At 73.8% G+C, this 24,882-nt stretch carries 22 protein-coding genes and 1 riboswitch; of the genes, 13 read left to right on the top strand and 9 right to left on the bottom strand.

Going from position 1 to position 24,882, the window contains the following annotated elements:
• Positions 1–8: 8 nt before the first annotated feature.
• A complete protein-coding gene (locus tag AB0D44_RS26445) occupies positions 9–2,141 on the bottom strand; it encodes an acyl-CoA dehydrogenase family protein (protein ID WP_362595376.1) in 2,133 nt (710 codons plus the stop codon).
• 323 nt (positions 2,142–2,464) lie between these two features.
• On the opposite strand from AB0D44_RS26445, the gene AB0D44_RS26440 reads away from it, so the two are divergent.
• The 5 genes from AB0D44_RS26440 (at position 2,465) to AB0D44_RS26420 (ending at position 7,580) form a co-directional block, all read left to right on the top strand.
• A complete protein-coding gene (locus AB0D44_RS26440; protein WP_362595374.1) occupies positions 2,465–3,112 on the top strand; it encodes a class I SAM-dependent methyltransferase in 648 nt (215 codons plus the stop codon).
• A gap of 169 nt (positions 3,113–3,281) precedes the next feature.
• Entirely contained in the window at positions 3,282–4,301 is a 1,020-nt protein-coding gene (locus AB0D44_RS26435) for a tyrosinase family protein (protein ID WP_362595372.1), read from the top strand.
• Between the two features lie 99 nt (positions 4,302–4,400).
• Entirely contained in the window at positions 4,401–5,345 is a 945-nt protein-coding gene (locus AB0D44_RS26430; protein WP_362595370.1) for an N-acetylmuramoyl-L-alanine amidase, read from the top strand.
• A 307-nt stretch (positions 5,346–5,652) separates the two neighbouring features.
• Positions 5,653–6,465 carry a hypothetical protein gene (locus AB0D44_RS26425; protein ID WP_362595368.1) on the top strand — a complete coding sequence of 271 codons (813 nt, stop codon included), beginning with the start codon at positions 5,653–5,655 and terminating at the stop codon, positions 6,463–6,465.
• Between the two features lie 104 nt (positions 6,466–6,569).
• Complete coding sequence (locus tag AB0D44_RS26420) at positions 6,570–7,580, top strand: LLM class F420-dependent oxidoreductase (protein ID WP_362595366.1); 1,011 nt, start codon at positions 6,570–6,572, stop codon at positions 7,578–7,580.
• A gap of 81 nt (positions 7,581–7,661) precedes the next feature.
• Here AB0D44_RS26420 and AB0D44_RS26415 read toward each other — a convergent pair whose 3' ends face one another.
• Both AB0D44_RS26415 and AB0D44_RS26410 read right to left on the bottom strand, forming a co-directional pair.
• Positions 7,662–8,069 (bottom strand): hypothetical protein, encoded by a 408-nt coding sequence (locus AB0D44_RS26415; RefSeq protein ID WP_362595364.1) that lies wholly within the window; start codon positions 8,067–8,069, stop codon positions 7,662–7,664.
• A gap of 41 nt (positions 8,070–8,110) precedes the next feature.
• A complete protein-coding gene (locus AB0D44_RS26410; protein WP_362595362.1) occupies positions 8,111–8,758 on the bottom strand; it encodes a hypothetical protein in 648 nt (215 codons plus the stop codon).
• A gap of 113 nt (positions 8,759–8,871) precedes the next feature.
• Here AB0D44_RS26410 and AB0D44_RS26405 point away from each other — a divergent pair, with 113 nt between their 5' ends.
• Positions 8,872–9,180, top strand: a complete 309-nt coding sequence (locus AB0D44_RS26405) for a hypothetical protein (protein WP_362595360.1) — start codon at positions 8,872–8,874, stop codon at positions 9,178–9,180.
• Positions 9,181–9,377: 197 nt separating this feature from the next.
• Here the strand turns inward: AB0D44_RS26405 and AB0D44_RS26400 are convergent, their stop codons facing one another.
• The 3 genes from AB0D44_RS26400 to AB0D44_RS26390 form a co-directional block, all read right to left on the bottom strand.
• Positions 9,378–10,475: a prenyltransferase gene (locus tag AB0D44_RS26400; RefSeq protein WP_362595358.1), complete on the bottom strand. Its 1,098-nt coding sequence runs from the start codon at positions 10,473–10,475 to the stop codon at positions 9,378–9,380.
• A complete protein-coding gene (locus tag AB0D44_RS26395; protein ID WP_362595356.1) occupies positions 10,472–11,215 on the bottom strand; it encodes a class I SAM-dependent methyltransferase in 744 nt (247 codons plus the stop codon). The genes AB0D44_RS26400 and AB0D44_RS26395 overlap by 4 nt, the downstream gene beginning before the upstream one ends.
• Before the next feature lie 64 nt (positions 11,216–11,279).
• Positions 11,280–12,593 carry a glycosyltransferase family 4 protein gene (locus tag AB0D44_RS26390; protein ID WP_362595354.1) on the bottom strand — a complete coding sequence of 438 codons (1,314 nt, stop codon included), beginning with the start codon at positions 12,591–12,593 and terminating at the stop codon, positions 11,280–11,282.
• Positions 12,594–12,819: 226 nt separating this feature from the next.
• Between AB0D44_RS26390 and AB0D44_RS26385 the strand changes: the two genes are divergently transcribed.
• Positions 12,820–13,443 carry a TetR family transcriptional regulator gene (locus AB0D44_RS26385; RefSeq protein ID WP_266609890.1) on the top strand — a complete coding sequence of 208 codons (624 nt, stop codon included), beginning with the start codon at positions 12,820–12,822 and terminating at the stop codon, positions 13,441–13,443.
• A gap of 87 nt (positions 13,444–13,530) precedes the next feature.
• Here AB0D44_RS26385 and AB0D44_RS26380 read toward each other — a convergent pair whose 3' ends face one another.
• From AB0D44_RS26380 to AB0D44_RS26370, 3 genes are all read right to left on the bottom strand, one after another.
• Positions 13,531–14,706 carry an acyltransferase gene (locus AB0D44_RS26380; RefSeq protein ID WP_362595352.1) on the bottom strand — a complete coding sequence of 392 codons (1,176 nt, stop codon included), beginning with the start codon at positions 14,704–14,706 and terminating at the stop codon, positions 13,531–13,533.
• Positions 14,707–14,933: 227 nt separating this feature from the next.
• The gene (locus AB0D44_RS26375) at positions 14,934–15,167 is read right to left on the bottom strand and encodes a ferredoxin (RefSeq protein WP_362595350.1); all 234 of its coding nucleotides are present in this window, start codon (positions 15,165–15,167) and stop codon (positions 14,934–14,936) included.
• Positions 15,167–16,645: an aldehyde dehydrogenase gene (locus AB0D44_RS26370; protein WP_362595348.1), complete on the bottom strand. Its 1,479-nt coding sequence runs from the start codon at positions 16,643–16,645 to the stop codon at positions 15,167–15,169. The genes AB0D44_RS26375 and AB0D44_RS26370 overlap by 1 nt, the downstream gene beginning before the upstream one ends.
• Positions 16,646–16,825: 180 nt before the next feature.
• On the opposite strand from AB0D44_RS26370, the gene AB0D44_RS26365 reads away from it, so the two are divergent.
• From AB0D44_RS26365 to AB0D44_RS26340, 6 genes are all read left to right on the top strand, one after another.
• Positions 16,826–17,878 (top strand): MBL fold metallo-hydrolase, encoded by a 1,053-nt coding sequence (locus AB0D44_RS26365; protein WP_362595347.1) that lies wholly within the window; start codon positions 16,826–16,828, stop codon positions 17,876–17,878.
• 51 nt (positions 17,879–17,929) lie between these two features.
• A riboswitch (cobalamin riboswitch) is annotated at positions 17,930–18,059 on the top strand.
• 108 nt (positions 18,060–18,167) lie between these two features.
• Positions 18,168–19,433 carry a prenyltransferase/squalene oxidase repeat-containing protein gene (locus AB0D44_RS26360; protein ID WP_362595345.1) on the top strand — a complete coding sequence of 422 codons (1,266 nt, stop codon included), beginning with the start codon at positions 18,168–18,170 and terminating at the stop codon, positions 19,431–19,433.
• A complete protein-coding gene (locus tag AB0D44_RS26355; RefSeq protein ID WP_362595343.1) occupies positions 19,433–20,104 on the top strand; it encodes an SCO2322 family protein in 672 nt (223 codons plus the stop codon). The genes AB0D44_RS26360 and AB0D44_RS26355 overlap by 1 nt, the downstream gene beginning before the upstream one ends.
• Entirely contained in the window at positions 20,101–21,615 is a 1,515-nt protein-coding gene (locus AB0D44_RS26350; protein WP_362595341.1) for an energy-coupling factor transporter transmembrane protein EcfT, read from the top strand. Before AB0D44_RS26355 ends, AB0D44_RS26350 begins: the two co-directional genes overlap by 4 nt.
• Positions 21,612–23,657, top strand: coding sequence for an ATP-binding cassette domain-containing protein (locus AB0D44_RS26345; RefSeq protein WP_362595339.1), 2,046 nt, complete (start codon positions 21,612–21,614; stop codon positions 23,655–23,657). Before AB0D44_RS26350 ends, AB0D44_RS26345 begins: the two co-directional genes overlap by 4 nt.
• Positions 23,654–24,541 (top strand): ECF transporter S component, encoded by an 888-nt coding sequence (locus tag AB0D44_RS26340; RefSeq protein WP_362595337.1) that lies wholly within the window; start codon positions 23,654–23,656, stop codon positions 24,539–24,541. Before AB0D44_RS26345 ends, AB0D44_RS26340 begins: the two co-directional genes overlap by 4 nt.
• Positions 24,542–24,882 lie beyond the last annotated feature (341 nt).

Genomic DNA, 24,882 nt, shown 5'->3' with positions numbered 1-24,882 from the left:
GATGACTCCTAGTCCCTGGGAAGGCCGAGGATCCGCTCGGCGACGACGTTGAGCTGGACCTGCGTGGTGCCCCCGGCGATGGTCAGGCAGCGGGACATGAGCATCCCGTGCACCGCCCGCTCCCCCGCCCCCTCCCGCACCGCGCCCGCCGGGCCCAGCAGTTCGAGGGCGAGCTCCGCGGTCCGCTGCTGGTGCGGGGTCTGCACGAGTTTGCGTACGGACGCGCCCGCGCCCGGCTCCAGCCCCGACACCTGCTGGAGCGTGGTGCGCAGCCCGATGCAGGCGAGCGCGTGCGCCTCGGCGGCCAGCGCCCCGATCCGCGCCCGGTACGCGCCGTCGAGCTCTCCCGAGCGGGCGATCAGGGCTTCCAGACCAGTGTCGAAGGTCATCTGGTCGGCCATGTGGACGCGCTCGTTGCCGAGGGTGTGGCGGGCGACCTTCCACCCGCCGTCGGCCGCCCCGACCAGCGCGTCCGCCGGGAGCTGCACGTCGTCGAAGTACACCTCGTTGAAGAGGGCCTCGCCCGTGATCTCCTTCAGCGGCCGGATGTCGATGCCGGGAGTGCGTTTCATGTCGACGACGAAGTAGCCGAGCCCCTTGTGCTTGGGGGCTTGGGGATCCGTCCGGGCCAGCAGGATCCCGAAGTCGGCGCTGTGCGCGGAACTCGTCCACACCTTCTGTCCGTTGACCGTCCAGGAGCCGTCCCCGGCGCGCTCGGCCCTCGTCCGCAGCGAGGCCAGGTCGGAGCCCGCCCCCGGCTCGGAGAAGAGCTGGCACCAGGTCACGTCCCCGCGCAGGGTGGGCAGGAGGTAGGCCTCGCGCTGCGCGTCCGTCCCGTGGGCGAGCAGCGAGGGCACGACCCAGGTGGCGATGCCGAGGTCCGCGAGCCTGACGCCGGCCGCGCGCAGCTCCTGCTGGACGACGATCTGCTCGACGGGCCCGGCGCCCAGCCCGTAGGGGGGCGGCAGGTGGGGGGCGGCGTAGCCGGTGGGGGCCAGGATCCGCCGGGCGGCCGCCGGGTCGAGCCCGCGCGCGTCCTCGATGGCGCTGCGCGCCCGGGCCCGGTAGGCCTCGGCCTCCTCGGGCAGTTCCAGCCGCAGCTCCCGCCGGGCGCCCGCCGCCGCGAGCCGCACGGCCCGTACGCGGTGCCCGTCGCCCGGGCCGAGGAGCTGGCGGGCGACCAGGGCCCGGCGCAGGAAGACGTGGGCGTCGTGCTCCCAGGTGAACCCGATCCCGCCGAGCACCTGGATGCAGTCCTTGGCGCAGGAGTACGCGGTGTCCAGCGCGGCTCCGGCGGCCAGCGCCGCCACCAGCGAGCGCACCGGCGCCGGCTCGTCCGCAGCCTGCGCCGCGTCCCAGGCCAGCGCCCGGGCCTGCTCCAGCCGGACCAGCATGTCGGCGCACAGGTGCTTGACGCCCTGGAACTGCCCGATGGGCCGGCCGAACTGCTCGCGCACCTTGGCGTACTCGGCGGCCGTGTGCAGCGCCCAGGCGGCGGTGCCGCAGGCATCGGCGGCGAAGAGCGTGCAGGCCAGGTCCCGTACCAGGGCCGCGTCCAGTTCCAGCATCCGGCCGGGCGGGACGGTGACCCCGCGCGCGTGCACCTCGGCGGTGGGCCGGGTCGGGTCGGCGGCCTCGTGCGTACGGATGGCCAGCGCGGCGGCGTCCACGGCGAACCAGCGGGTGCCGTGCGCGGCCTCGGCGGCGAGCAGGACGAGGTCGGCCTCACCGGCGCCGAGCACCGGAGGCGCGGTCCCGTCGAGCAGGTACCCGCCGCCCTCGACGGCAACGGCGCGCACGCTCCCGGGGCCCAGGGCCACCGCCCCGACCCGGCCCGCGAGCGGCTCGGCGCCGGCCCGGTCCAGCAGGACGGAGGCCAGCGCGCTCGGCAGGTACGCCCCGGGCAGCGCCGCCCGGGCGGCCTCCTCGACGACGACGGCGAGGTCGAGCAGGGTCCCGCCCTCCAGGTGCGGCTCCAGCAGCCCCTGCGCGCCCATCGCGTCCCAGTAGGCGGGGCGCGCCCCGGTCTGCGGCGGGGTGTCGAGCAGCTTGCGCACTTCCTCGGGCGGGACGGCCCGCGCCACCCATCCGCGCACCGCCTCGGCCAACTCCCGCTGCTCTTGCGTGATTCCGATGCCCATGCGCGGCAGACTAGAACACGTTCCAATCTGACGGAAGGTCAGATGAGAACGTGTTCTCCGTCGGTCCGGGCCCGGCAGCCACTCTCGGCCACCGGACCCGGCGGCCGGATTCAGGGTCCGGACCCGTGGCGGCTTGCAGGCAGTGGCGCACCGCACGCCGGTTCGCCTCCCCTCCCTCGAGGCCGGGTCCGCCCGGCGCGCGCGGGGAGGGATCCGGTCGCGGGGGACCCGGCCGTAGCGCCCTACCAGCCGGTAAGGCACCATGGGCCGCCACACCGCCGTACCCGCCACACCCGCCACACCCGCTCACCGCCGGAGGAACCATGGCCACCCCCAAGCCGGAGACCCTCGCCGCCTTCGAGGCAGCCAAGGGGTTCATGCCCGTACGGGAGGGGCTCGCCCTGTACGAGGCCGCCGTCGCGGCCGGGGCGCTCGGGCTGCCGCTGCTGGAGGTCGGGACCTACTGCGGGCGCTCGACGATCCTGCTCGCCGACGCCGCCCGCGAGGCCGGAGTCGTCGCGATCACCGTCGACCACCACCGGGGCAGCGAGGAGCAGCAGCCCGGCTGGGAGTACCACGACCCGACGGTCGTGGACCCGGAGGTCGGCCTGATGGACACCCTGCCGACCTTCCGCCGCACCCTGCACCGGGCCGGTCTGGAAGAGCACGTGATCGCGATCGTCGGGCGCTCCCCGCAGGTCGCCGCCACGTGGGGCGGCCCGCTCGGCTTCGTCTTCATCGACGGCGGCCACACCGACGAGCACGCCACCGGCGACTACGAGGGCTGGGCCCCGCACCTGGCCGAGGGCGGGACGCTCGTCATCCACGACGTGTTCCCGGACCCGGCCGACGGCGGCCAGGCCCCGTACCGGATCTACCTGCGCGCCCTGGCCTCCGGCGCGTTCGAGGAGGTCTCGGTGACCGACTCCCTGCGCGTCCTGCGCCGTACGTCCGCCGAGGTCCGGCCTTAGGCCGTCGCGCGGCCCCCAGTCCACGGCCCACTCCGTATGGACGTGCACGACTTGCCGGGTGCCGAGCCCGCTCGCAGTGTGAGCGTGGGTCAGGTCGCAGGTCTTCCGCCTGACGGAGCCGACGCGTCGATCGCGTCGGCCGATCTCCCGTGGGGAAGGAACCGCAGTCATGATCTCGAGGTTTTCCAAGAGCCGGGCGAAGGCCGCGGAGGGAGCCGAGGACGGCGCGCACCACCCCCACGACGGAGGCGGGGGCGCTGCGATGCGCTTCCCCACCCGCGAGGAACTGGCCGACATCAGAAGGGAATGGAGGGCCGACGGAGCATTCGATGCGGAGCGGCTCTCCCTGCGATTTTCCCGATACCTGAGAGAGCAGGAGCAGGAGCAGGAGCGGGTGGCCCGGCCGGCCAATCCCCTGCTCCGGCTCGGCGGCAGGTTCGCGGAGAGGACCTCCACCGACCTGAACATCGGGACGCGCACCCTGGGGGAACGGCTCGGGGTGCGGAACTGGCCGGACGTCGTCTTCCAGGCAATGATGCGCAGGCGTCTCGACCACAGGGATCTCAGCCCTGCTCGCCGGAAGAAGTTCAACGACGCACTACGGGCCGCGCACGCCAGGGGCGACTACCCATGGCTTGCCGATTGGCACAAGGACATGAGCCATCGCATGCACAGCATGGCTCACGCCGGCCCTGCCGGCGCCCAGCGGTTCCTGCCCTGGCACCGGATCTACCTTTTCGCCTGCGAGGAGTTCCTCCGCACGACGCACCCGACCCTGACGATTCCTTACTGGGACTTCGCGAATGACCCCAGTCGACCCGACTGGGTGTGGCAGCCGCCGGGTGTCGTCCGCAATACGCCCGGCGCGAACGGTGGATCCCTCCCCAGCCAGGCCACGGTCGACGGGATCCTGCTCAGGTCGACGTACACCGACTTCACCGAGAGTCTGGAGTCCGACGCCCACAACGACGTGCACACCTGGTGCAACGGCACCATCAGCGATGTCGCCACGTCCCCACAGGACCCGATCTTCTGGCTCCTGCATGCAAATGTGGACCGCATCTGGGACACGTGGCAGCTGACCCATTCGGGGAAGCCGAACCTCGCCGGCGTCGACGCGTACCTCGACCCCACGATCCATTCCGTCGACGACGTGAACGACATCAGCAGTCTCGGGTATTCGTACTAGTGACCTGAGCGAGGCCGGCGGTCCGGCATATAAGCACACCACGCCCCCGGATGGCCCACGGTCCGGGCCCGGCCAAGGGCGTCGGTCTAGCATCGCGGCGTGCGCAACGACGACAGCCCCCCACGCCCCGAAGCCGCCGCGTCGGCCGGGCCGGACCACCGGCCCTGGTTCACGCGCCGCCCCGCCCTCGTCATCGCGGTCGCCGCGATGGCGCCGACCGCCCTGGCCGGCTGGGTCCTGGCCCAGGTGCTGACCGGCTCCGGGCCGGACGGCCGCGACGCGAAGCCGGCGGCCGCCCCGCGCGCCGCCCCGGCCACGCATGCCACCCCCGGGCCCTCCCCCGCCACACCCGCCGCCGCCCCCGCCAAGGGCCCGCTGTCCGGGCGGACCGTCGTCATCGACCCCGGCCACAACACCGGCAACTTCGAGCACACCGACGAGATCGACCGGCAGGTCGACATCGGCACGGGCCGCAAGGAGTGCGACACCACCGGCACGACCACCAACTCCGGCTACATGGAAGCCGAGTTCACCCTCGACGTTTCCCTGCGCCTGCGCACCGTCCTCGAGGCGCAGGGCGCCGAGGTGGTCCTCACCCACGAGGCCGACCGCCCCTGGGGCCCCTGCATCAACGAGCGCGCCCGCATCGGCAACGAGGCGGAGGCCGACGCCGTCGTCTCCGTCCACGCCGACGGCGTCTCCTCGGGCAACCGCGGCTTCCACGTCATCCTCCCGGCCGAGGTCAAGGGCGGCGCGGCCGACACCGCGGCGATCGTCGGACCCTCCCGCCGCCTCGGTGAGCGCATCGCCGGCAACTTCGCCCGGACCACCGGGTCCTCCCCCGCCAACTACCTGGGCGGCGGTACCGGTTTGGTCGTCCGTGACGACCTGGGCGGGCTGAACCTGTCGACCCGGCCCAAGGTGTTCATCGAATGCGGCAACATGCGTGACGCCAAGGACGCGGCGCAGCTGACGAGTCCGGACTGGCGGCAGAAGGCCGCCCAGGGCATCGCCGACGGCATCGTGACGTTCCTCGCTCCCTGACGCAAGCAGTTCCCCCCGGGCCCGCGCAGGCGGGCCTCGGGGCTTCGCCCATCCGTCCGCGCACGGTCCCTGCGTCCCGCGTCCGCCTCCACGCGCCCCTGTGCCCGCAGTTGCCGTCGGCACGGCCCGAACGCGGAACGGCCCGATGCTCCGTGTTCCGTTCCGGTATCCTCCCGGGGCTCCCCCGCCGCCCCGATCCCCTCGGCCGCGGGAGACGTCCGTACCATGGTGCCGCCCGCCCCGCTCCAGGCACGATCTGCGATCGCGGCACCACGAGACGACCGAGACCGAGAAGGACACCTAAGACGTGAACATCCGCTCCCTCACTCGAGGCGACGGCGTGGTGATCGGAGCAGCGGTGCTGCTGTTCATCGCCTCGTTCCTCGATTTCTACTCCACCACCGGTGGCGACCTCCCGAGCGCGTGGGACACCGACTCCTACCGGCTGGTGCTCCCCAGCGTCTTCCTGATCGGCTTCATCGCCGCGGGCCTGCTGATCGCCGGCCGCTTCCAGCCCGAGACCCGCAAGGTGCTGGGCCTGCCGCTGACGGCCTGGGGCTCCGTGCTCGCCGTCTCGGCCGCCTGGTCCGCGCTGTGGGCGCTGATCACCTGCCCGAGCCAGATCGACCTCGGCGCCGGCTCGATCCTCGCCTTCCTCGCCACGCTGGCCCTGGCCGGCGTCGCCCTGTTCGGCGCGAAGGTCCCGGCACTGGCCGGCGCCCTGATGCCGGAGCCGAGGCCCGCCGCCGTCCCGCCGTACGGGGGCCAGCCCCAGCCGGGCGCCGGGTACGGCTACCCGGGCGGGCAGCAGCAGCCCTACGGCTCCACCCCGCAGCCGGCCCCGCCGTACGGCGGCACCCCCACCCCCGCCCCGACGCCGAACCCGGCCCCGCAGGAGTCCGCCCCGGCGCCCGCGGCGGACTTCACCCCGTTCTGGTTCGCCGTCCCGGTGGCCCGCCCCCTCTTCGCCGAGGACGGCTCCCCCACCCCGATCGCCGAACTCGCCCCGGGCACCTGGTACCTGGCCGTCGAGCAGCGCGGCGCGGCCACGCTGATCGCCCAGACCCAGGACGGCCGCCGCGGCGTCCTGAACGACACCTCGGGCATCCAGCGCGGCTGATTCCCGAAGCTCCGGGGCAACGGCCCCCCGCCCTTCCGGGCGGGGGGCCGTTGCCCTACAGTCACCTGACGCACCGTCAGGACTGTAGCGCCGGAGGGGACCGCATGCGCCTCGGACTCGCACTCGGCTACTGGGGCCGCGGCCCCGGCCGCGACCACCTCGACCTCGCCACCGAGGCCGAGAGCCTCGGCTACGACTCGGTGTGGACCGCCGAGGCCTGGGGCTCGGACGCCTTCACCCCGCTGACCTGGATCGCCGCGCACACCTCGCGGATCCGGCTCGGCACGGCCATCGCGCAGATGGCCGCCCGCTCCCCCACCGCCACCGCCATGCACGCCCTCACCCTGGACCACCTCTCCGGCGGCCGGATGATGCTGGGCCTGGGCCTGTCCGGCCCGCAGGTCGTCGAGGGCTGGTACGGGCGCCCCTTCCCCTCCAGCCCGCTCACCGCGACCCGCGAGTACGTCGACGTCATCCGGCAGGTGCTGCGCCGCGAGGGCCCGGTCGCCCTCGACGGCCGCTTCCACCAGCACCCGTACCGCGGGGACGACGGCACCGGCATCGGCAAGGCGCTGAGGCCCATCACCCACCCGCTGCGCGCGGACCTGCCGCTCCTGCTGGGCGCCGAGGGGCCGAAGAACATCGCCCAGACCACCCACATCGCGGACGGCTGGCTGCCCCTGTACTGGTCGCCGACCCGCACGGACGCGTACCAGGCCTCGCTGGCCGACCTCCCCGACGGGTTCATGATCGCCCCGATGGCCCGGGCCAAGGTCTGCGACGACGTGGCCGAGGGGCTGTTGCCGGTCAAGGCGATGCTCGGCTTCTACATCGGCGGCATGGGCCACGCCGCCCGCAACTTCCACGCCGATCTGATGGCGCGGATGGGGTACGAGGAGGAAGCCCGCCGGATCCAGGAGCTGTTCCTCGCCGGCCGCAAGGAGGAGGCGGTCCTGGCGGTCCCGGACGCGTTCGCCGACGAGATCTCGCTGATCGGGCCGCGCGAGCGGATCGCGGAGCGCCTCGAACTCTGGCGCAAGGGCCCCGTCACCGACCTGCTCCTCACCGCCCCGGACCCGCACACGCTGCGCGTACTGGCGGAGCTCAACACCTAGGCTTCGACAGGACCGCCCCCCTCCGGCGTCGCACCCGGCCAGATCGCCGCCACCGGCTGCGGGGGTGCTTGCGGAGTCCTCTCAGGAGTCCTCTCCGGAGTCCTTCCCGGGAGCCTGCTCCAGCGCCGCCAGCAGTTCGCGCAGGTCCAGGGGCATGACCGCGATCTCGATGCTCCCGCCGTCCCCGTAGGCACAGCTGACGATCCGTGAGCCGGGGTTGATGGAGAGGCCCTCCTTCACGGAGGGGGCCCGCACCCCGGTGGCCCGGCCGCCGGGCAGGGGTTCGGGCTCGCCGCGCCGGGGGACCCAGCGGGCCGCCTCCTGGCCGGCGTAGACCCGGCCCAGCCTCCAGCGGCCCCCGCCCGCCGGCCGGCGGGCCATGCACGGGATGCCCGCCACGGGCCCGGCGGCCGTCCGCGCGAGGTGCTTGCGCCGCAGCAGCCATCCGGCTCCCGCGGCGGCGAGGACGGCCACCACGATCTCGATCACACGCCCATTGAAGCAGGCCGCCGGGTCCGGGCCCCCTCGCCCTACCCGCCCAGCTGGGAGGTGCTCGGAACCTGGTCGGTGACCTCGGCGCCCGCGCTCTTGCCGGCGTCCTTGACGCCCTTGATGACGTTGTTGAAGGCATCGATGTCGGCGTCGCCCGCCTCGCCCTTGCGCAGCTTGCTCGCGAGTCCCTTGAGGGACTCGATGCCGGCCGTCAGCGGGACCATGGCCTTCGACAGCAGCGGGTCGCCCTTGGCGTTCTCGGCGGCCGCCTTCAGCCGGTTGTACGCGAAGGCGCCCGCGAGTCCGGCCTTGATGAGGGCGAACGTACGTCCCTTGGCGCCCTTCTTGAACGTGCCCGCCCGGTACGGCTTGATGATCCACTGGTACGTCGCCCCGGCCGCGAGCCCCGCGTTGGCGACGAAGCGCGTCTTGGCGAACTTCTGCTTCTCGGCGGAGGTGCTCGGCGACGGCGTCGGCGCGGCCAGCTCGTCGGCTTCGACGGCGGCCGGCTCGGCAGCCGCCAGGGCCGCCAGCTCCGCCACCGAGGCGGAGGAGACCTCCTCGCGCAGGCTCCGGTCGCCGCCGGCGCGGTCACCGCCGCAGGCAGTGGCGCCGGCCAGCAGCGCGGTGGACAGGACCACCGCCGTCAGGGCGCGGCGGAATCGAACGGTGGTGGGTACGGACACGGTGTCCTCCGGGGAGTGGGCGTCCCCCGCAGCCTCGCCCCGGCCCGGCTGCCGCACCACCCGGGGCAGCCGTTCGGGGGTTTGCGAGGCGCCCGAGCGGCAAAACGCGCGACATGCCCTCACACACGCACACCCGAGTACACGCCCGAGGAAGCAATCAGGCAGGCCGGGCCGTCGCACTGGTGGCGGACGTGCTCGCCTTCGTCATCGTCCTGTGGATCCTGCTCTACCTGCTCGACGCCAACCGGGGCAACGAGCTCGTGGAGTTCGTCCACGACATCGCCACGTGGCTCTCCGGCTGGTCCTACGACCTGTTCACCTTCAGCCGCGAGTGGGTCCAGGTCGTGTTCGGCTACGGCCTGGCGGCGGTGGTGTACGTCCTGGTGGGCCACGCCGTCGCCGGCTGGCTGTACCGCCGCTAGGGGGTGTCTGACGGAGGTCCGCGGCGTCGCGGTGCCCGGCACGCACTCTCGCCGCACCGGCCGAAAGCCCAAGTACGTCCAGTACGGGGGCATCCGGCCGGCACGCCGAGAGCACGCACCGGACACCGCTCCTTCACCACGGACCTCCGTCAGACACCCCCTAGGCCGCCTCTTTCGGATCGTGCCGGATCGCCCGGTCAGGGCGCCTCGTGGAGACCGCAGCAGTCGGGCTCCAGTCCGGCCGGGAGCGAGGTCCCGCCGAACACCTCGGTGGTGGCCTCGTCCCCGCCCAGCGCGGCGACGGCGAGCAGCAGTGACCCGGCGGTCCAGGTGGTCTGCTCGACCGGCCACACCGCCCGGTCCTGGAACACGTAGCCCGTCCAGTACATGCCGTTGTCGGCGCGCAGGTGCGTGATCGAGCGCAGGATCTCCAGCGCCCGGTCCGACTCCCCCGTCGCCCACAGCGCGAGCGCCAGTTCGCAGGACTCGCCGCCGGTGACCCACGGGTTGGGCAGGACGCAGCGCACGCCCAGGTCCGCCACGACGAACTCGTCCCAGCGTTCCTCGATGCGCGCCTTGGCCTCGGAGCCGGTCAGGGCCCCGCCGAGGACCGGGTAGTACCAGTCCATCGAGTAGTGGTTCTTGTCGAGGAACCGCTCGGGGTGGCGGCGTATGGCGTGGCGCAGGGCGCCCGCCGCGAGTTCCCAGCCGGGCTGCGGCTCCTCGCGGTGCTCGGCGATGGCCAGCGCGCAGCGCAGGGCCTGGTGGATGGAGGAGGAGCCGGTCAGCAGGGCGTCGGTGACGGGCGTGCCGTCGGCCTCCCGCTTCCAGCCGATCTCGCCGCCGGGCTGCTGGAGGGTCAGCACCCACTCCACGGCCGCGTAGACGGCCGGCCACATCCGGTCCAGGAAGGCGTCGTCGCCGGTGGACAGGTAGTGGTGCCAGACGCCGACGGCTATGTACGCCGTGAAGTTGCTCTCCCGGCCGGCGTCCTGCGGCTCGGCGGTGTCCACGCCGTCGGGCCGGTCGGCGTAGGCCGCGTACCAGGAGCCGTCCTGGTTCTGGTGGCGGGCCAGCCAGGCGTACGCCCGCTCGGCTGCCTCGTGTTCGCCGGCCGCGTCCAGGGCCATCGCGGCCTCGGTGTGGTCCCACGGGTCGAGGTGGTGTCCGCGGAACCACGGTATGGCACCGTCGGCGCGCTGCGCGGCGAGGATCCCGGCGACGGTCTCGGCGGCCTGCTCGGCCGTCAGCACCCCGTCCAGCACGAGGTGTTCGGTGCGCCCGGGCGAGCTCACTTCGCGTCGCCGTCGGCGAGGACCGGAAGGTGCGGCTTGGTCGCGTAGGCCACGAAGCTCTTGCCGATGACCGGGTTGAGGGCCTGCTCCGCGAGGCGGGTCAGCGCGGGCTTCTTCATGATGTCCCAGACCAGGAGCTTGTGGTACGCCTTGACGGGCAGCGCCTTGTCGTTGTCGACGCCGAAGGCGCACTTGAGCCACCAGTACGGGGAGTGCAGGCCGTGCGCGTGGTGGGTGCCGTACGGCTTGAGGCCCGCGGCCTCCATCTTGCCGAGCAGCTCGTCCGCCTTGTAGATGCGGATGTGGCCGCCCTCGACCTCGTGGTAGGCGTCGGAGAGCGCCCAGCAGATCTTCTCCGGGCCGTAGCGCGGCACGGTGACGGCGATGCGGCCGCCGGGCTTCAGGACGCGGACCATCTCGGCGAGCACACCCTTGTCGTCGGGGATGTGCTCCATCACCTCGGAGATGATGACGACGTCGAAGGACTCGTCGGGGAAGGGCAGGGCGAGCGCGTCGCCCTCCATGGCGGTGGCGGTGGCACCGGCGGGGGCCTCGCCGGCCTCCTTCATCGCGGCGAACCACTTGGCGACCTCGCGGATCTCCTCGCCGTTGCGGTCGACGGCGACCACCTGGGCGCCTCGCCGGTAGCACTCGAAGGCGTGCCGGCCTGCGCCGCAGCCCAGGTCGAGTACGCGGTCGCCTGCGGCGAGCGGGAACCGGGAGAAATCGACGGTCAGCACGGGGTCCTGCCTTCGCGGTCGCGGGGGTGGTGAGGAGGAAGGGGAAGGAAACGAGGTCGGGTGGTCACCGCGGGCGGCGGGTACGGCCTGCCCGCTCGATGGCGGCGCGGTAGTGCGCGGCGGTGCCCTCGGCGGCCTTGGCCCAGGTGAAGCGGGTCAGGACCCGTTCGCGGCCGGCGGCGCCGAGGCGGGCGCGCAGCTGGGCGTCGCCGAGCATCCGGCCGAGGGCCGCGGCCAGGGCTCCCGCGTCGCCCGGGGGCACCGCGAGGCAGGTCTCGCCGTCGGGGCCGGCGACCTCGGGGATGGCGCCGCCGGTGGTGGCGACGAGGGGGGTGCCGGTGGCCATGGCCTCGGCCGCCGGGAGCGAGAAGCCCTCGTAGAGGGAGGGCACGCAGGCGACCTGGGCGCTGCGGACGAGGTCGACGAGTTCGGCGTCCGTGACCCCCTTGACGAACCGCACGGCGTCGCCGAGCCCGTACGTCTCGATGGCGCGGGCGACCGGTCCCTGCTCGGCGCGCTTGCCGACGACGACCAGGTGGGCGTCGGGCTGCTCGGTGCGCAGCTTCGCGAGCGCCTCGACGAGGTGGACGAGCCCCTTGAGCGGCACGTCGGCGCTGGAGGTGGTGACGATGCGGCCGGGCACCTCGGCCACGGAGGCGTCCGGCGACCAGAGGTCGGTGTCGGCGCCGATGTGCACGACGTGGATGCGCTCGTCGCGGACGCCCAGGTGCTGGGCGATCTCCTGCTTGGAGGAGCCCGAGACGGTGAGCACGGAGGGCAGGCGGCGGGCGACGCGGCCCTGCATGCGGGTGAAGGCGTACCAGCGGCGTACGGAGGCCCGCCCGAGGCGGTCCTTGGCGGCGTCGAGGTCGAGCCGGCGGTCGACGGTGATGGGGTGGTGGATGGTGGTCACCAGCGGCGCGCCGAGGTCCCCCAGCAGGCCGTATCCCAGGGTCTGGTTGTCGTGGACGACGTCGAACTCACCGGCGCGGGCGGCGAGGTGGCGCCGGGCCCGCAGGGAGAAGGTCAGCGGCTCGGGGAAGCCGCCGGTCCACATGGTGGCGACCTCGAGGGCGTCGATCCAGTCCCGGTACTCGTCGCGCTTGGGGGTCCGGAAGGGGTCGGGCTGCCGGTAAAGGTCCAGGCTCGGGAGCTCGGTGAGCGTGGCACCCGTGTCGAGCACCGGATAGGGCTGCGCTCCGATGACCTCGACGGAGTGTCCCAGGCGTACGAGCTCGCGCGAGAGGTGGCGGACGTAGACGCCCTGGCCGCCGCAGAACGGGTTCCCCTTGTAGGTGAGGAGTGCGATGCGCAACGGGCGGTCGCCGTCGGTGGCGGCACCCGCGAAAGGGCTCGTCACCATGGCCTCAGCGGTCACTCTCGGCCCCCTTCTCCCTGCAACTTTCGCCGGAGCGTAACCGCTCGGATAATGTAGAACAAGTTTCAGACTTGATCCGTTGAAGACCATTGAATCTACCGGCCGGAAACTACACCGTAAGAGGCGGAGCAGGTGATTCGCGCCACGGCTGCGGCGCCTGCCATGCTGGCTCCCGATCGGCCCGGAATCAGCTCGCGCAACGACACGGAACGGGACAACGGGACACATGACAGCGGAAGTGAAGGCCGTCACCACACCGGCGTCGCCTCCCCTGACGGAGCGCCAGGAGGCGCGCCGCCGCCGGATCCTGCACGCCAGTGCGCAGCTGGCCAGCCGGGGCGGCTTCGACGCGGTCCAGATGCGCGAGGTCGCGGAGGCGGCCGGCGTGGCGCTGGGCACCCTCTACCGCTACTTCCCGTCCAAGGTGCACCTGCTGGTCGCCACCATGCAGGACCAGCTCCAGCACATGCACACCACGCTGCGCAAGCGCCCGCCGGCCGGGGACGATCCGGCGGCACGGGTCGCGGAGACCCTGATGCGCGCCTTCCGCGCCCTCCAGCGCGAACCGCACCTCGCCGATGCCATGGTCAGGGCCCTGACCTTCGCGGACCGCAGCGTGAGCCCCGAGGTGGACACGGTGTCCCGGCTGACCACGGCGATCATCCTGGACGCGATGGGCCTGGACGCCCCGCCGACTGCGGAGCAGCTCTCGGCGGTCCGCGTCATCGAGCACACCTGGCACTCGGCGCTGATCACCTGGCTCTCGGGCCGCGCCTCCATCGCCCAGGTCAAGATCGACATCGAGACGGTCTGCCGCCTCATCGACCTGACGGCCCCGGAAAAGGCCTGAACCCGCCCGTGCGGGGGCGGGTCCAGGGCAGCAGCCAGGTCGTCTCTTTCGGATCTTGCGGGTCAGGCGAGATCCGAAAGAGACGGCCTAGGCGAGGGGCGTCCGCGGCCGCTCGGCCGGCGGGGCCATCAGGCGGCGCAGCAGCCGGGTGAGCGGCTTCTCCACCACGCGGTGCAGCACCCAGGCGACCAGCACCATCGCCGCGGTGACCCCGAGCAGGGTCGGCCAGGCACCCCACTGCTCGTTCCACCGCCAGATCACCCGCACGCCCAGCGACTGGTGCACGAGGTAGAGCGGGTAGGAGATCGCACCGGCGACCGGCAGCCAGCGCCACTGGATCCGGTCCAGCTTCCCGAGCGCGATCAGGCCCATCACCAGGTACATCACGGTGATCGCGGTCAGGCACACCTTCCAGTTGATGCCGTGCCCCTCGCCCGCCATGATCGCCGGGAGGTGGTGCTGCATCAGCAGCCAGGACAGTGCCAGGATGCCCAAGGTCTCGCCCTCGAGCCGGCCCGCCCGGCGGACCAGGTAGAAGGCCATTCCGGCGATGAAGAACGGCGCCCAGTCGGGCACCAGGAGCTGGGTCAGGAGCGGGATGTCCGATTTCGGTGCCAGGACCGATCCCAGCGCCCACACCCAGCAGAAGGTCGCGACCCGGCGGTAGCTCGTGCCCAGCAGCACGACCAGCGAGAAGAGCAGGTAGAAACGCAGCTCGACCCAGAGCGTCCAGTAGACGTTGTCCACGTGGTACACGCCGAGGGGCTCTTGCATCATCGTCAGGTTGGTCAGCATCTGGCCGACCGTGACCCTCTGCTCGCCCGGGGTCCGCGGGCCCAGGCGGGCGGCCGCCGAGGAGAGCACGACCGCCGCCCAGTAGAGCGGGAACAGCCGCAGGATCCGGCCCCGCCAGAACTGCTGGGCCGACTTGCCCCAGCCGGACATGCAGATGACGAACCCGCTGATCATGAAGAAGAAGACCACGCCCAGCCAGCCGAACCCGGCTATCCGGTGCAGCGTGGGAAACAGTTCGACCGCCGTCCGCTGCCAGGGGATGCTCCCCGACCCGGCCAGGTAGTGGAACAGGACCACGGAGAGCGCCGCGAGCAGCCGCAGCCCGTCCAGCACCGCGATCCGCGGCGCCCGCACCGCCCGCCCGCGCGTCGCCCACATCCTCGTGAGACGGCTCGGTGAGGGGGCCGGCTGTGGCTCCCCGGCGGGGGCCGGGACGTGGTCCCCGGTGAGGACGAGCCTGTCGGACATGACACCTCTGGCATTCCTGGGTGTCCGCGACACCGGTACGTAGGGGGGAGATAAAACCCCGCGATCGTACCGATGCCGGATGCCCCCGCGGGCACCCGCCCCCCGGAGCCGTCCGGGCCCGGGGCGGGGCCGGACGGCGAGGCGCCGGGCAGCCTTCCGGGGGGGCCGTCCTTTCGGATCTTGCTCTACCGGATCGTGCCGGCCGGGCGAGATCCGAAGGAGACGCCTCAGTCCTCCGGCGGGAAGACCGGTTCGCCCGTGGCGGCCAGGGTGATGAGGATGGCTTCGACCGGGCAGCCCTCCGCGGCCGTCAGGATCGGCTCGTTCGCGTCCGACTCCGGGGTGCGGGGATGGGACTGGCGGGCCGAGTCGAGGACGAAGCCGTCCGGGGCGTGGTTCACGCACATGCCCGAGCCGATGCAGACGCCCCGGTCCACCTCGACCTGCCAGCGGTCGCCCATCAGGCGCCCGCCTCGGCGGCGGCCGGCGCGTACCCTGCGGGCAGGTGGATCATCTTGTGCTCCAGGTACTCGCCCAGGCCCTCCGGGCCGAACTCCCTGCCGACGCCGCTGTTCTTGTAGCCGCCGAACGGGCCGAGCATGTCCAGGCTGAAGGTGTTCACGTTGAAGGTGCCGGTGCGGATCCGCCGGCCGAAGTCGATGCCGTGCTCCACGTCGGCCGTCCAGACGCTGCCGCTCAGGCCGAACTCCGAGTCGTTGGCCACCCGTACCGCCTCCTCCTCGTCCCCGTACGGGATCAGGCAGACGACCGGGCCGAAGATCTCCTCGCGGGCGATCCGCATGGAGTTGTCCACGTCTCCGAACAGGGTCGGCTCCACGTACCAGCCGCGGTCCAGGCCCGCCGGGCGGCCGCCGCCCGACAGGATCTTCGCGCCCTCCTCCTGGCCGATCCGGATGTAGTCCAGGGACCGCTGCTGCTGCCGCTGGGCGACGAGCGGGCCCAGCTGCGTCGCCGGGTCCAGCGGGTCGCCGACGACCAGGGCTCCGGCTGCCGCCGCGAGGGCCTCGGCGACCTCCTCGTACCGGCTGCGGGGCACGAGGATGCGGGTCTGCGCCACGCAGGCCTGGCCGTTGTTCATCCAGGCCGCGGGGACGATCCCGGCCACGGTGGGCTCCAGGTCGGCGTCCGGCAGGATCACGGCGGCCGACTTGCCGCCGAGTTCCAGGGTGACCCGGGTGAGGTTGCGGGCGGCGACCTCCATCACGCGCCTGCCCGCGGCGACCGAGCCGGTGAAGGCGACCTTGTCGATGCCGGGGTGGCCGACCAGGTACTCGCTGGTCTCGCGGTCCGCGGGCAGGATCGACAGCACGCCCTCCGGCACCCCGGCCTCGCGCGCGATGTCGGCGAGGATGTAGGAGTCGAGCGGGGCCTCCGGGGAGGGCTTCAGGATGACGGTGGAGCCGCTGAGCAGGGCGGGGGCGAGCTTGGCCGCCGCCACGAACTGCGGCACGTTCCAGGGGATGACGGCCGCGACGACCCCGACCGGTTCCCGGCGCACCAGGATCGGGCCGAGGACGCCCTGGCGGTGCTCCTCGAACGGGTAGGCGCGGGCCACGGTGATCGCGGCGTCGTAGACCATCATCGGGCCGAGCGCCTGGGCGAGGACGCTCCAGGAGTACGGGGATCCGTTCTGGGAGCTGATCGAGCGGGCGATCTCCTCGTGCCGGACGGCGATGGCGTCCTTGATCCGGGAGACGACGGCGATGCGCTCCTCGAGGGTCATCCGCGGCCAGGGCCCCTCGTCGAAGGCGCGGCGGGCGGCCGCCACGGCACGGTCCACGTCCCCCCGGGAGGCGTGCGGGACGGAGCCGATGACCTGCTCGGTGTGGGGGGAGACGATCCGGATCGTGTCGGTGCCCAGCGGATCCGTCCACTCCCCGCCGATGAACAGTTGTCCGTGTTCCACGAGCTCGGTCATGGCTGAGGCCTCCTGCGGCTTGGCGTTGCAGAACTGATACCAGTTCTAGTTAGAGGAGTCCACGGCCAGGACGGAACAACGGAGAAGATCCAACGACTAGTCAGGAAGCCCTGAAGATGGTCGACTTGGGCTACCACTGAAACACGTTCTCATCAGAGGGCGGCGGGAGGCGGAGGGCTCATGCCGGAGGTCACGTCACAGGTCACCGATCACGGCGGAGGGGTGTGGGCGATCAAGGTGCCCATCCCCGACAACCCGCTCGGGCACACCCTCGTCCACGTCCTCGACACCGACCGCGGCCCGGTCCTCGTCGACACCGGCTGGGACGACCCGGCCTCCTGGGACGCCCTGACCGCAGGCCTCGCCGCGCTCGGCACCGCCGTCGCCGACGTCCACGGCGTCGTCATCACCCATCACCACCCCGACCACCACGGCCTGTCCGGCCAGGTGCGCGCGGCCTCCGGCGCCTGGATCGCCATGCACGCCGCCGACACCGAGGTCGTCCTGCGGACCCGGGCCGCCGAGCCCGGAGTCTGGTTCGACTACATGAGCGAGAAGCTCGCGGCCGCCGGCGCCCCCGAGGAGCACATCGCCCCGCTGCGCGCCGCCCGCGCGAGCGGCCGCCTGCGCACCCTGCCCGGCCTGCGCGCCGCCGTCCCCGACCGGGAGATCGTCCCCGCCGAGCTGCTCCCCCTCGCCGGACGCCGGCTGCGCGCGATCTGGACCCCCGGCCACACCCCCGGCCACGTCTGCCTGCACCTGGAAGAGGACCACCCGGCGAACCTCCCCGGCCACGGCCGCCTCTTCTCCGGCGACCACCTGCTCCCCGGGATCTCCCCGCACATCGGCCTGTACGAGGACCCGGAGGACACCCGCGTCACCGACCCCCTCGGCGACTACCTCGACTCCCTCGAACGCATCGGCCGCCTCGAACCGGCCGAGGTGCTCCCGGCCCACCAGCACGCCTTCACCAACGCCCCCGGACGCGTACGGGAACTCCTCGCACACCACGAGGAACGGCTGACCGGCCTGTGGGCCCTGCTGGCCGAGCCGCTGACCCCGTGGGGGCTGGCGGAGCGGATGGAATGGAACCGGCCCTGGGAGCAGATCCCGTACGGCTCCCGCACCATCGCGGTCTCCGAAGCCGAAGCCCACCTGCGCCGCCTGGTGAAACAGGGCCGCGCGGAGGCGGTCCCGGGCAGTGACCCGGTGACCTACCGCGCCCTGCGGTAAGGGGCGCCCTGGCCGAGCACCCCCCGGCCCGGGCCCTACGGGCCGGTAGAGTGAAGGCGTCGTCCACACGTCCGTACGGGGGGAAGCCGGTGCGATTCCGGCACTGACCCGCAACCGTAACCCACCCCCGGCAGCGCCGGCGGATGGGGAGTCGGAATGCCCCGTGCCGGAGGTGCGGCTCGCGCCGCCGGGACCTCCGGCGGCCGGCACCGTCGAGGTATACGGAGCCGGAGCCGGGTGCCTGAGCGTGCCTGTCCCCAGCTCCCCAGCAGGAGAGGCACCCGCCCCCATGAACGTCCGCCGCAGCGCCGCCGCGCTCGCCGCCTCCGCCGTGCTCTGCACGGGTGCCGCCCCCGCAGCCCTCGCCGACACCGCGCCGCCCGCCTCGCCCTCCGCGCCGCCCGTCATCCCCTCCGGGCTGTACGGCAAGAACGACCCCACCTACGACGGCGTGTGGCGGCAGTCCTTCGCGCTGCTCGCCCAGCGCACCGTCGGCCTCAGGCCCGCCGAGCAGGCCGTCGACTGGCTGACCGGCCAGCAGTGCGCGAACGGCTCCTTCCCCTCCTTCCGCCCGGACACCGCCACGCCGTGCGGCGCCTCGACGTACATCGACTCCAACGCCACCGCGGCCGCCGTCCAGGCGCTGGCCGCGCTCGGCGGCCACGACGAGACGGTGAAGAAGGCCGTCGGCTGGCTGAAGTCCGTACAGAACGAGGACGGCGGCTGGAGCAGCAACCCCGGCGGCGCCATGGACACCGGCTCGGACGCCAACTCCACCGGCATCGTGATCAGCGCCCTGGCGGCAGCGGGCGAGAAGCCGGCCGAGGTCAGGTCCAAGGCGGGCACGTCTGCGTACGGGGCGCTGCTCTCCTTCCAGCTGGGCTGCTCCGCCGAGCCGGCCGCCGACCGCGGTGCCTTCGCCTACCAGCCGGTCGGCGGCAAGCTGCTCGCGAACGCCGACGCCACGGCCGCCGCGGCCCTGGCCGGGCTGGGCAAGGGGCCGGCCGTCGTGCCGTCCACCTCGGACACCCCGGCGGCCGCGCTGGTCTGCCCGGCGGCGGACCCCGCGGACCCGGTGGTCGCCGCCCAGGGCGCGGCCGGGTACCTGGCCGGGGCCCTGAAGAAGGACGGCCACCTCACGGCCGTGACCCCCGGCGCGGACCAGCCCACCCCCGACACCGGCAACACCGCCGACGCGGTGATCGCTCTGGCCGCGGCCGGGCACAAGCAGTCGGCCGCCGGCGCGCTGGAGTGGCTCAAGGCCAACTCGGCGCAGTGGGCGAAGGGCAGCCCGGCGGGCCTCGGCACGCTGATCCTGGCCGCGCACGCGACCGGCAGCGACCCGAAGTCCTTCGGCGGCACCGACCTGGTCGCGGCACTGAACGCGACCGGCCCGGCCCCGCAGGGCGCGGAGACCTCCGCGACCACGGTGGACGGTGAGAACGACAAGCCGTCCGGCGGCCAGAGCGTGTGGTGGATCATCGGCGCGGGCGCCGCGGCCGGCGTCGGCATCGGCATCCTGCTGAGCGGCCGCCGCAAGAAGAACCAGCTCTGATGCGCCGCTGCCGCCTGCCCTTCGCCTGCCTGGCCCTGGCCCTGGCCCTGGCCGGCTCCGTCCTGGCCGGACCGGCCGCCGGCCCGGCCCTGGCCTCGAGCTACCGCTACTGGTCGTTCTGGGACGGCGCCGGCGGTACGTGGGCGTACGCCTCCGTCGGGCCCTCCACGGCCCGCCCGGCGGACGGCTCCGTGCAGGGCTTCCGCTTCTCGGTGAGCAGGGACGCGGCGGCCGAGGCGGCCCGGCCGCGGGCGGCGGCGGACTTCGCGGCGATCTGCGGGGCGACCCCGGCGGACGAGGGCGCGAAGCGCGTGGCGCTGGTCATCGACTTCGGCGGCCCGGCGGACGCCCCGGCGGGCGAGACCCCGCCGCAGGCCGAGCCGCGCACGGCCTGCGCGCAGGTGGCCCCGCAGGCCACGGCGGCCGAGGCCCTGGCCTCGGTCGCCAAGCCGCTGCGCTACAACAGCGCGGCGCTGCTGTGCGGGGTCTCGGGCTATCCGGAGCAGGGCTGCGGCGAACCCCTCCCGGACGCCCCGCCCGCAACCCCCCAGCCGAAGGCCGAAGCCGACCCCGACGACGGCGGCCCGTCGGCAGGCCTCCTGGCAGGCATCGCGGCGGTGGCGGCCCTGGCCGCGGCCGGCATCTGGCAGTCCCGCCGCCGCACCCGATGAAGCCAGAACCCGAGGGACCGCCGAACACCCACGCCGGGGCACCGCCCAACGACGCACCACACGCCCACGACGGTCCGGGCGCCGACGCCAGGACAGCCGCCGACGTCGGGCCGCACGCCCAAGGCGGTGCGGACGCATACGGCCGGACGACAGCCGACGTCGGGCCGAACGCCCACGTCGAGCCGAACGCCCACGTCGGGCCCAACGCCCACGTCGGGGCGGCCGCCGACGGTGGCCGGCCGCCCACCGGGGCCACCCGCACCCGGGCTACGACCCGCACGGGTGGTGCGGGTTGGTACCGGGCCCGGCCGGAGGCCGGGCGCCGCCCCACCGGACCCGCACCCGCCCCCGCGACCGGGCCCGGGCGCAGCCGCCCCGCGGCGCCGGATCCCGCGCACGGGCCGACGTACAAGAAATGGCGGCCCCCGCACGCCACCCGCGCCACGGCCCTGCACGCAGGAGCCTGGTGGATCTGGGCCCTCGGTCTGGCCACGGCCGCCTCGCGGACGACCAACCCCCTCCTCCTCGGCCTGATCATCGGCGTGGCCGGCTACGTGGTCGCGGCCCGCCGCACCAGCGCCCCGTGGGCCCGTTCCTACGGGGCGTTCCTCAAGCTCGGCCTCTTCGTCATCGGCCTGCGCCTCCTCTTCTCCATGCTGCTCGGCTCCCCCATCCCCGGCTCGCACGCCCTCTTCACCCTCCCGGAGGTCCCTCTCCCCGCCTGGGCCCAGGGCATCCGCCTCGGCGGCAGGGTGACCGCCGAGCAGCTGCTCTTCGCCTTCTACGACGGCGCGAAACTGGCCGCCCTCCTCGTCTGCGTCGGCGCCGCCAACGCGCTCGCCAACCCGGCCCGGCTCCTGAAGTCCCTGCCGGCGGCCCTGTACGAAGCGGGCGTCGCCGTCGTCGTCGCGATGACCTTCGCGCCGAACCTGGTCGCGGACGTGGTCCGCCTGCGGACCGCCCGCCGCCTGCGCGGCCGCCCCACCGGCGGGATCAGGGCCCTCCTCCAGATCGGCCTGCCGGTCCTGGAGGGCGCCCTCGAACGCTCCGTCGCCACCGCCGCCTCGATGGACGCACGCGGGTACGGCCGCACCGCGCAGGTCCCGCCCGCCGTCCGGCACACCACCAACGTCCTCACCCTCGGCGGCCTGCTCGGCATGTGCGCGGGCACGTACGGGCTGCTCGCCGCCGAAGGCGCGGCCTACGGCCTGCCCGTCCTGCTCATCGGCCTGGTCCTGGCCCTGACCGGACTGCGCCTGGGCGGCCGCCGGTCGATCCGCACCCGCTACCGGCCCGACCGCTGGGGGCCGCGCGCCTGGCTGGTCGCCGGATCGGGTGCGGCCGTCGCCGCGCTCCTCGTCCACGCCGGCAGCGTCGACCCGGCGTCCCTGCACCCGGGCGTGGTCCCGGTGGTCGCGCCCGCGCTCCCGCTCTGGCCGGCGGCCGCGGTCCTGATCGGCCTGCTGCCCGCCTTCGTGGCCCCCGTACCGCCCAAGGAGGCGTCCCCGTGATCCGCTTCGAACAGGTCTCGGTCACCTACGAGGGCGCGGCCGGGCCCTGCCTCCAGGGCGTCGACCTGGAGATCCCGGAGGGGGAGCTGACCCTCCTCGTCGGCCCGTCGGGGGTCGGCAAGTCGACCCTCCTCGGCGCCGTCTGCGGTCTGGTCCCCCATTTCACCGGGGGCACCCTGCGGGGCCGGGTGACGGTCGCCGGCCGTGACACGCGGACGCACAAGCCGCGGGAGCTCGCGGACGTGGTGGGCACGGTCGGCCAGGATCCGCTCGCGCACTTCGTGACGGACGTGGTCGAGGACGAGCTGGCGTACGGGATGGAGTCGCTGGGCCTGCCGCCCGCGGTGATGCGCCGCCGGGTCGAGGAGACCTTGGACCTCCTGGGTCTGAACGAGCTGCGCGACCGCCCCATCGCCACCCTGTCCGGGGGTCAGCAGCAGCGGGTCGCGATCGGCTCCGTCCTCACCCCGCACCCCAGGGTCCTGGTGCTGGACGAGCCGACGTCGGCGCTGGACCCGGCGGCGGCGGAGGAGGTCCTGGCGGTGCTCCAGCGGCTGGTGCACGACCTCGGCACGACCGTGCTGATGGCGGAGCACCGGCTGGAGCGGGTGGTGCAGTACGCCGACCGGGTGCTGCTCCTGCCGTCCCCGGGCGCGGCTCCGGTGCTCGGCAGCCCGTCGGAGATCATGTCCGTCTCCCCGGTGCACCCCCCGGTGGTGGCCCTCGGCCGCCTGGCGGGCTGGTCCCCGCTCCCCCTCTCCGTCCGGGACGCCCGCCGCGCGGCTGCGCCGCTGGCCGCCCGCCTCTCCGCTGCGGGGACGCAGGCCCCCGACCCCGCCCGCGGCCCCGCTGGCTGCGCCCCCGACCCCGCGCCTCGAACGCCGGCGGGGGCGGGGTCGGACCTGCCCTCCGGGCACACCGGCCCGCCGGGCGGTGCGGCCGCGCCCGACGGACCTTGCCGGCCGCATCCGGCACCACCGGCCCGCGAGGCGCGGGTCCGGGCGGAGTCCGGCTCCGGGACCTCCGGGACGGGGCGGGGCCGGGGAAGCCGCCCGCAGGGCCCCCGCCCCGGCCTGCTGGCCAGGCTGCGCCGAAGCACGGCCGCATCGACCCCGGCGCCGGAGCCGCAACCCGACGCCGTCGCCGCGGCCCGCGGCCTCGGTGTCCGCCGCGGCCGCACCGAAGTCCTCCGCGGGATCGACCTCACCGTCGCCCCCGGCGAGACCATCGCCGTCATGGGCCGCAACGGCGCCGGCAAGTCCACCCTCCTCGCCGCCCTGACCGGCACGGTCGAGCCCGCCACCGGCTCCGTCTCGGTCGCCGGCGCCGTCCCCCACCGGACCGCCCCCGGGCAGATGGTCCGCCGCGTCGGGCTCGTCCCGCAGGACCCCCGCGACCTGCTGTACGCCGACACGGTCGCGGCCGAGTGCGCCGCCGCCGACACCGACGTCGCCGCACCCCCGGGCACCTGCCGGGACCTGGTCTCCGCGCTGCTCCCGGACGTCCCCGACGACACCCACCCGCGGGACCTCTCCGAGGGCCAGCGCCTGGCCCTGGCGCTGGCGCTGGTCCTCACCGGCCGCCCGGCCCTGCTGCTCCTCGACGAACCCACCCGCGGCCTGGACTACGCCGCCAAGGTCCGCCTGATCGACATCCTGCGCTCGCTCGCGGCCGAGGGCCACGCCATCGTCCTGGCCACGCACGACGTGGAACTGGCCGCCGAGCTGGCCCACCGCGTGGTGATCCTGGCCGGCGGGGAGATCGTCGCGGACGGCCCGACCGCCGAGGTCGTCGTCTCCTCGCCCGCCTTCGCCCCGCAGGTGGCGAAGATCCTCGCCCCGGGCCACTGGCTCACGGTGACCCAGGTCGCCGAAGCCCTGGCGGCCCGGTCCCGGACGACCCGGGCCCAGGCCCAGCCCCAGACCGAGACCCCGACCGAGAGCCAGCCCCAGACCGAGACCCCGACCGAGACCCAGACCCCGACCGGGCCCGACGCCCCGGCCCAGACCGACGCCCAGGCCCCGGGGACGGCCCCCGCATGAGCCGCCCGGCGCCCCGCCCCGTCCGCATCGGCCCCCGCGCCGCCGTCGCCCTGGTCCTGGTCACCCTCATCGGCGTCGCGGCCTTCGGGTGGCCGCTGCTCGCCGACCGGCAGTCGGGCCTGGCCCACTCCCAGGACGCCCCCTGGCTCTTCGCCGCGCTGCTCCCGCTGCTCGTCGCCGTGGTCGTCGCGACCATCGCGGACGACGGCATGGACGCCAAAGCGGTGGCGATGCTGGGCGTACTGGCCGCCGTCGGGGCGGCGCTGCGGCCCCTGGGCGCGGGCACGGCCGGCCTGGAACCCATGTTCTTCCTGATGGTGCTCAGCGGCCGCGTCCTCGGTCCCGGTTTCGGCTTCGTGCTCGGCTCGGTGACGATGTTCGCGTCCGCCCTGCTGACCGGCGGGGTCGGGCCGTGGATGCCGTTCCAGATGCTGGCCATGGGCTGGTTCGCGCTGGGCGCCGGGCTGCTGCCCGGTCCGCGGCTGATCCGGGGCCGGGCGGAGCTGTGGATGCTGGCGGCGTACGGCTTCGCGGGCTCGTTCGCGTACGGCACGGTCATGAACCTCCAGGGCTGGGTGATCCTGCAGGGCATGGGGCAGGGCGTTTCGTTCCACCCGGGCGAGCCGGTCGCGGCGAACCTCGCGCGCTTCGTCGCGTACTGCCTGGCGACCTCGGTGGGCTGGGACCTGGGCCGGGCGGCGCTGACGGTCGTACTGACGCTCACGCTCGGCGGCGCGCTCCTCAAGGCGCTGCGCCGGGCGACCCGCAAAGCTGCCTTCGACGCGCCCGTCACCTTCGATTCGGGGGCCGGAAGTGGTCCCCGACCACAACCACAAAAGGGACGAACGGGCACGGAAGGTGACATGCGGGCCCCTCTCCGGTGACCCGCCCCACAGGACCTAGGTCACACACTAACGGGGGTAGTAGTCCCCCAGACGGCCCCAGGCCCCCCTCTGCACCAGCCTCCACCTGCGAGAACACCACTCCGGGTCCGGAGGGGTCGCCGGTCCGCGGCTGAGAAGGTCCCTAGTAATCGGGGTCGTTGCCAGGGCCTGCGGGCGTCTGTAGAACTGGATGAGTCGCAAGGCGGCAGGGGTGCTTCACCCCCCGCCGACGAACCCCTCTCCTGCGTGTGAGTGGCTCACGCATGTCTTCGGCATGCCTGCGACCGCCCTTGTCCCCTTCGGAAGGTCAATCCGTGTCCAACGCCGTCATCCGCCGCATC

The sequence above is a fragment of the Streptomyces sp. NPDC048349 genome (assembly GCF_040651925.1).
In the GTDB taxonomy this organism is placed as follows: Bacteria; Actinomycetota; Actinomycetes; order Streptomycetales; family Streptomycetaceae; genus Streptomyces.
The sequence above is the reverse complement of the archived record's forward strand: the minus strand, read 5'-3'. Positions and strand labels throughout refer to the sequence as shown.